A 6,498-nucleotide genomic window follows, 5' to 3' on the forward strand; every position below is an offset into this window, starting at 1 on the left:
GAGGAAGCGGGCGAGGCACACCGCGTCGGGCAGCGGCTGCGGTGACGGGGTACGGGCCAGTTGCTCCAGGCCCGACGGCATAGGAGAAGATGAGACAGCAGGCACGGTCTTCGGTTGTGGTTACGTGAACTCGACACTCACATGATCAACGAGGCCGTGCCTGCACCTGCATCCGGGCTCCATAAGGCGACATGGCAGCCCATCACCGGGCAACCTCACCCAACCCGCAACCTTGCAAAGTCCCTGGTGGTCTGGTGCCAGGTCTCGAAGCGGCGGTGTATTTCGGCGCGGTACCGAGGGGCGGTGAGGCGGTGGCGTCGGGGCTTGAAGTGCGGTGAGATCGCGCTGAACACGGACCGGAGCCGCTGTGTCCCGGTGGCGGAACGGAAGCCCTTCATCGCGTGCGGTCTCTCACCGTCGTGTCAGTACGCGACCTGCGCGTATACCGCCCGGTGACCGTACCGACACCCCTGATCTCTCACCCCAGGACAGGGGCAACACCTGCGGCAAGGCCGCTTCCCAATTCGCTGACCAGCGCGTCCGGACAACACCACGGGAACCCACCACCGACACGCCATCCCCTGACACCAAACCGAGAGATCGCAGCGCGGGAAGGCGCGGACCGACCGGTGCCGCGCGGGCACGTCGAAGACCCCGCACCTACTGCGCCGGGGTACCGCACGAGTAGCGGCGGCGCAGTGCACGCAGCTGGGCCACCTGCTCCTCGAAGGGCCGTGCCTCCGCGGCGCCGGCGTACGGCACCGGCAGTCAGACGACAGCGCCGCCGCGCAGCTGGCCGCGACACGGAGATGGGTGCTGCGGTTGCGGGGATCGCTGCCGCCCACCCGTACTTCCTCGAAGTGGACGATCTCGTCCCACTCCAGCCGGTGCCACCGCAGCACTGTGCGAAACCTCAGTCCGGCCGGCCCCGCCTCCACACGGCACCCACGTACACGGAGAAGTGCGCCCGCGCCACCATGGCCGGTGCCCAGAATGAGCGTGCTGGGTCGCGCCTCTCGGGCTTCTACACGGCGGAGCGAATGCTGGACGACGATGCGTACTTCATCGACGTCCCTGGCCTGGTCAGGCCATAGCAAATAGGCAGAAGAAGCCCCCTCCTGCTGGTCTGCGGGAGGGGGCTTCTCGCGTCCTTAATCCTGGATCTTCTCCAACTTCCAGTTGAGGTAGCTGGGTGGGCCTTCGTCCAGTTGAGGCACGCGCGAGTACTGGCGCGAGTACGGCATAGCGGATCCGGACTCCAGGGACTCAGCCATCAGCCCGATCATCTCCCCCAGACTCTTCCAGCGGACCGCGGTGACCTCGTTGCCCTCATAGTCGACCTCGATGATGTTGCCGTAGGTGTCGCCGGGCCGGTGGTCGATGAGGAGGCTCTCCCCCGTGTTCGTACCGGCAATAGGGAGCCACAGCGGGTCCGCCCACGGATCCAGGATCCAGTGCTCAGGATCCTCCTCACGCTGCTCGTTGAACTCTTCGAGCATTTCCTCCATGTACTCCGGCCCGCCCTTGAGTACGTCAACGTCGTACGGAACGTAGCCCCCGGGCCAGACGGGAGCGTCATACAGGGGGGCGCCGCCGTGGATTCCGAGCCACTGCACGAGATGCGGATGGAGCGGGTACGGGAGGGCGTCCTGGAGGGACTGGATGGCCTCTTCGGAGGCAGGCGGGTGCAGCGCGGAGAGGGCACTGGTGCACTGGTGCTGGTGAAGCCAGGTCTCGATGCGCTCCCAGGCGCGTATGAGGTCGTCCACCAGCGCATCCTGGCACAGCTGGAAACCCCGGGAGACAGACGAAGAAGCCCGAGCCAGGAGCTGCAGGTGTTCCAGGGCGGCCTGGCGGCTTTCGGGTTGCTGACCAGCGCGTCCGGACAACACCGCGAGAACCCACCACTGACACCAAACCGAGAGATCGCACCCAGGCTGTTGGCTTCCGCGTGCGCCCGGGCGAGGCCTTGTCAGTGACTGAGGGCATCCCTGACGGGATGAACGTCTCCTCGTCCGCCCCAGCCGATGCGGCCCCTGCCTGCTCGACCCGGGCAACGAATGGTTCCGGGGGTGCGACACCTCCGAGGCCGACCTCATCTGCATGATGACCAAGCCCTGAACCCCGCACAAGAGGTGGCCCTCGCCCTCGGCGGGGGCCACCCGCGTGTCACCGGGAGCCGCGATGGACCGTCCAGTCCTCCTCCTCCATCACCTCCGGGTCGCCCCAGGCCAGCGCGCCGTCCTCCTCATCCAGATGCGGCCACAGGTCGGGCATGTCCGCGCCGTTCGCGTCGCGCAGGCACCGGCCTTCTTCCAGGGCGGAGGCGATCTCTTCCAGCCACTGCGGGAGGGTGAAGGCCGACGTGCCGACGTGGTCCAGGGCTCCGATGCTCCACGCGGCCATCCGGCCGAACGTGGCCCGCTCGGGGTCAGCGTCCATGAACAGCCCGGACCAGGTGTCGCCTGCCGTCACGGCCAGCGGAAGGTGAGCGCGGTCATGGCCGCCGCCTTCGGGCGTGGTCCGAACCTGCCACTTGGTGACCATCCGGTCGAGCTGGTACCAGGCGTAGCAAGGGGGCAGCCAAGCAGTTTTGCGCCACTCGGGATTGGTGACGAGGGAGCCGTCGGTGGTGTCCTGGAAGTCGTCCGTACGGGTGCCGACGGATCCGTCGTGCAGCAGATACCAGGCACGTAACGCCGGCGGCAACCGTACCCCGAGTTCGGTCTCGGCCGCGGTGATCTGTTTCTCGGTCGCCGCTGGACGCACCGTCGCCAGCGAGCCGGGCGCATGCGCGGCCATCCACGTCTCGATGCGGGCCCAGGCCGCCCAGACCTGTGCAGCCGCTTCATCTCCCATGAGGTGATCATTCATTCCGCCAACCTACACAGGGCTGATGCGTTCTCAGTTTTCAAGATCGAGTAGTTGGAGTGCGTGGTCGGTCCGTGACCGGTAGTGGTCGGTGGCGGCGGCGATGTTCGTCCAGCCGGCCTGACGGATGAGGCCGATGGCAAGGTTGCGGAAGGTCGCCATCGCGCGGGGCGCGGTTCCGGTGCGGACGCGGGAGGTGTCCTCGGCGAAGGTCACGTCCCGCATGCTCCAAGGGCCGAGACAAAGTGCCTGGTCGCCTCCCTGTGACATTGCCCTACACCGAGCGCCATCTCTGCGCCCCGGCTGGCAACGGTAAGGAGCCGTCCGTCCGCACGCCGGTCGACCGAACTCATGCTCCGGTCGGCCACCCACAGGACACGGGTCGGCGTATCGAGGAGCTTGTTGTACGCGACCACCAGGACGCGTCGATCGGTGAGAACGACGAAACAACCACGCACGCACCGCCATGCCGCCGGGCTGTGGGGGTGACGGGCCGGGAACACCACGACTGGGGACTCTTGCTCTTCCAGAAGCGCCCCTACCCGGTCGCGGTCCTTCCATGATCGCCCGCTGTAGTACACGGTCCACCACGCCGAGATCACCAGTGCGTAGATGATTAACGCGGTGGTGGCGCCGATGCCATACACAAAGATCGCTGCGAGCAGGGGCAGACCTGACCACAGTATGGCGAACACGGCCAGCCGCGTGCGTAGCGCATGGCGCACCACCCCGCGCGGTATCCGAGACCCGGCTTCGTACATTCCCTCATCCTCATCGGATCGACTCAAGGGGCAGGGCGCCCCCCTGCAAGGCTATTTTTTAGAGTCCTCTGCCGACTCCGCTGAGGATCGATCCGGCTCCGCCGCCACCGATGGCGCCGAACGCGGCGCCCCCAGCGCATGACTTGAGGAGGTCTCCACCGCGTTTCCCGTTGTACGAGTCGGAAGTCATCGCGCCGATGCAGCCGCCAAGGCCGAAACCGATGTAGGGGTTTCCGGTTACGACGGTTGCCGTGATCCCGATTGCTGTGCCGAGGACCCCTCCCAGCACCTCTCCCCACCGACGAAATCCGGGCGCTCTTGAGGAAGTACGACGATCCAGACCACTTGGAACGCCCGCTGCACTTCGACCTGGTCACCTCATGGGACCGCTTCGCGGGGCTCGTACACGCCCTTGAGTGCGACCTCTCGGCTTCATGTCAGCAGACCACCTGGGGGTCTATCGCCTCATGACAGTGGAATCCGGTACCGGTGTCGCCCGGTGTCAGCGGCGGACCGTCGCCCGCCCCCGCCGGGACCAGCGGAAAGGCGGAGGAAAGCAGCCGCCGGCGGCTGCCGGCCACTCCACGGACCCGAACCCGACACATCACGGTCGCTGTCAGTGCTGTTTGCGATGATCACGGGATGAGTACGAGAGACTTCTGGCATCTCCAGGACTGGAACGATCTGGCATCTGTCAGGGCACGGCTTGCGGGCGGGGAGTCTCCGACTGCCCGCTGGGGGTCGTTTGAGGAGACGCCCCTGCATCTGGCGGCAGCCGCAGGTGCCGCTGAGGCGGTGACCGCGATGCTCGCCTACACGCGGGAGGTGGACATACCCGATGAACGGGGGCGTACGCCTTTGTGGTGGGCGGTCGAGCACCTGCAGGAGCAGACCGTCCAGCTGCTGCTGGAGGCGGGAGCCGATGCATGGCGGCCATGTGTAGGTGCGTGGACACCGGGGCGGCTCGCCCTGACCACGGGCCTTGCCCCCTTGGTGGCAGGCACGCCCGGGGCAGTGCCGTTGACGGTTGCGCAACGGGCCGAGCAGGCACGGGCGGACCGGCTGATCAGCGTCTTCTCGGCAGAGAAGATCCATACCGAAGGCCTGGGCGTGACCTTCACCGATGTCCTCGGTGAGGAGGAGGTCATCCGCCGGCTCGGTGCCGATCCCGCGGAGTGCCCTGTGTTCCAGCAGGATTCCGAGATGGACCAGATGGACCTGTTCGACGCCGGCGGGAACTATGCGGTCGGCGTCACCGGCACCGCGCTGGGCTGTATCGTCAGCCAGCCCTTTTCGAATGCGCTGGACGACGACGAACTGGCCCGCAGGCTGGCGCCGGCCACCACCTACAGCCTCTTCTTCAACCCCAAGGGCGGCACCTTCGGCAGGCTCTACCGCGACGGCACCGTAATACGGCATGAGGAGATAGGTTCTCTGACGCCGTGCGCGGATGCTCCGCCGGAGCACTGGCTCTACCGCTTCTGGCAGCAACCCTGCATACCCTTCCCCCATGAGGATGCCAACCTCCTCGCGTATGCCTGCGCGATGGGAGGCATCACCAAGGCAACCGCCAGGGACTGCTGGGCGTTGAGCCATGGACCGCGCCGTATCGTGCGGTGCCGTTGAGGTCTTGAGAAGCCTCATCTGCGATATCTCGGCCTCGTTTCAGTGAACCACCCTGGGATATACCGCACCCTGACTGGGAGCGCGCAGCCGCGACGGCCGGCGGTGAGGGCGTCTGACAAGACGCCGCACAGGGCGCCCGGCACGGCGCCCTCCAGGGCGCCCCGCAGGGTGTTTTGCAGAGCGCCTCACCAGTCCGGTCCTGGCGGGAAAACCCGCACGTCACAGGCGTGGTCAAGGGGGGCGGGCGCACCAACTACTTTCCTGAGAGCCCCCTGTACGGGGCTTCTGCGGGCCGGGCAGCGCCGCCGCCAGGACCACCGCCTGGTGCTCGCCGGGATTCACCGCCTCGCACGCGCGCCTTGGGCCGGGCCGGAGCAGCCGACCGAGCGGTGAAGAAGATTCCGGCGGCGGGGAGAATCGGGCGATGACCAACCGCCGCCCTCTGGGCACCGGACCCGCCCTGGCCGAGCTGTCCCGCGCGGACGACAGCCCGCCCACGGCGCCGCGCGCCCCGCTCGCCGCCGAACGCCTTCCCGCCGCCGTCCCGGCCGCCACAGAGCCGGCGCCCACGCCCCCGCGTCCGGCCGGACGCCGCACCCTGGGCGCCGGCCCCGCCCCTTCCCGCGTTCCGGGTGCCTCAGCGGCCGGGTGAGCACGGCGGCCCCGCCGACGCACAACACCGTGCCGTCGTGCCGCCACCGAAGGATCAGAAGTGCCGTTCCCATGACGGTGGAACAGGGCGGGGTGTACCGCCCCATGACAGCAGCATCCCCCGCATGCACCACCCCATGTCAGTGACCTCGCTCTTTCTCCACGCCCGACCAGTGAGAACATCCCGGCCTGACGTGCCGTCACTGACACCCACCCACTGACACCAAACCGGCACATCGCACCTGGGCGAGTGCTGCGGCGGCTTGCGCCACTTCCCGGTAGGGCCCCACGGCGATCTCCGGGTCGGCGCGACGGTCGGGTGGCAGGGCGCGGTGCGTTCCCGGCGCCCTCGCGACCAACCATCGGCCGTCTCCTCGGGGCTGTCGACCGTCATCGGATGCACCTCTGTCAGGACTCACCGCGGATGGTCATCCCGGCGTCCCGGAATCAACCGTGATGACGAGCTTTCCGGGCGCGTTGCCCGCCGCCAGGTCACCCACCGCGGTCGAGGCCTCCGCCAGGGGGTACGTGCGCCCGACGGCCGGTCGCACGGCCCCGGCCTCGATGAGGTCGCGCAGCGCGTCCAGGT

Annotated in this window: 7 protein-coding genes; 2 read left to right on the plus strand and 5 right to left on the minus strand. The window is 67.9% G+C overall.

The window, feature by feature from the left end; translation table 11 throughout:
- Positions 1-1,151 precede the first annotated feature (1,151 nt).
- The 4 genes from DIZ27_RS44295 to DIZ27_RS44310 all read right to left on the minus strand — a co-directional run bounded on the left by DIZ27_RS44295 (position 1,152) and on the right by DIZ27_RS44310 (position 3,632).
- Entirely contained in the window at positions 1,152-1,769 is a 618-nt protein-coding gene (locus DIZ27_RS44295) for an SMI1/KNR4 family protein (protein WP_109383898.1), read from the minus strand.
- Between the two features lie 400 nt (positions 1,770-2,169).
- A complete protein-coding gene (locus DIZ27_RS44300) occupies positions 2,170-2,859 on the minus strand; it encodes an SMI1/KNR4 family protein (protein WP_181384035.1) in 690 nt (229 codons plus the stop codon).
- A 45-nt stretch (positions 2,860-2,904) separates the two neighbouring features.
- Positions 2,905-3,096: a hypothetical protein gene (locus DIZ27_RS44305; protein WP_375232089.1), complete on the minus strand. Its 192-nt coding sequence runs from the start codon at positions 3,094-3,096 to the stop codon at positions 2,905-2,907.
- Positions 3,084-3,632: a hypothetical protein gene (locus tag DIZ27_RS44310; protein ID WP_109383900.1), complete on the minus strand. Its 549-nt coding sequence runs from the start codon at positions 3,630-3,632 to the stop codon at positions 3,084-3,086. The genes DIZ27_RS44305 and DIZ27_RS44310 overlap by 13 nt, the downstream gene beginning before the upstream one ends.
- A gap of 642 nt (positions 3,633-4,274) precedes the next feature.
- Here DIZ27_RS44310 and DIZ27_RS44315 point away from each other — a divergent pair.
- Entirely contained in the window at positions 4,275-5,258 is a 984-nt protein-coding gene (locus DIZ27_RS44315; protein WP_109383901.1) for an ankyrin repeat domain-containing protein, read from the plus strand.
- Between the two features lie 424 nt (positions 5,259-5,682).
- Positions 5,683-5,910: a hypothetical protein gene (locus tag DIZ27_RS44320; protein WP_109383902.1), complete on the plus strand. Its 228-nt coding sequence runs from the start codon at positions 5,683-5,685 to the stop codon at positions 5,908-5,910.
- Positions 5,911-6,337: 427 nt separating this feature from the next.
- Here DIZ27_RS44320 and DIZ27_RS49155 read toward each other — a convergent pair whose 3' ends face one another.
- Positions 6,338-6,496: a zinc-binding dehydrogenase gene (locus tag DIZ27_RS49155; RefSeq protein WP_375232090.1), complete on the minus strand. Its 159-nt coding sequence runs from the start codon at positions 6,494-6,496 to the stop codon at positions 6,338-6,340.
- Positions 6,497-6,498: the final 2 nt, after the last annotated feature.

This window comes from Streptomyces sp. NWU339, assembly GCF_003143855.1.
Lineage (GTDB): Bacteria > Actinomycetota > Actinomycetes > Streptomycetales > Streptomycetaceae > Streptomyces.

What these genes read in the sequence shown, in the direction of transcription:
- DIZ27_RS44300 (WP_181384035.1), bottom strand. Translation starts at nt 2,859, where the DNA reads ATGGGAGATGAAGCGGCTGCACAGGTCTGGGCGGCCTGGGCCCGCATC.
- DIZ27_RS44305 (WP_375232089.1), bottom strand. Translation starts at nt 3,096, where the DNA reads ATGCGGGACGTGACCTTCGCCGAGGACACCTCCCGCGTCCGCACCGGA.
- DIZ27_RS44310 (WP_109383900.1), bottom strand. Translation starts at nt 3,632, where the DNA reads ATGTACGAAGCCGGGTCTCGGATACCGCGCGGGGTGGTGCGCCATGCG.
- DIZ27_RS44315 (WP_109383901.1), top strand. Translation starts at nt 4,275, where the DNA reads ATGAGTACGAGAGACTTCTGGCATCTCCAGGACTGGAACGATCTGGCA.
- DIZ27_RS44320 (WP_109383902.1), top strand. Translation starts at nt 5,683, where the DNA reads ATGACCAACCGCCGCCCTCTGGGCACCGGACCCGCCCTGGCCGAGCTG.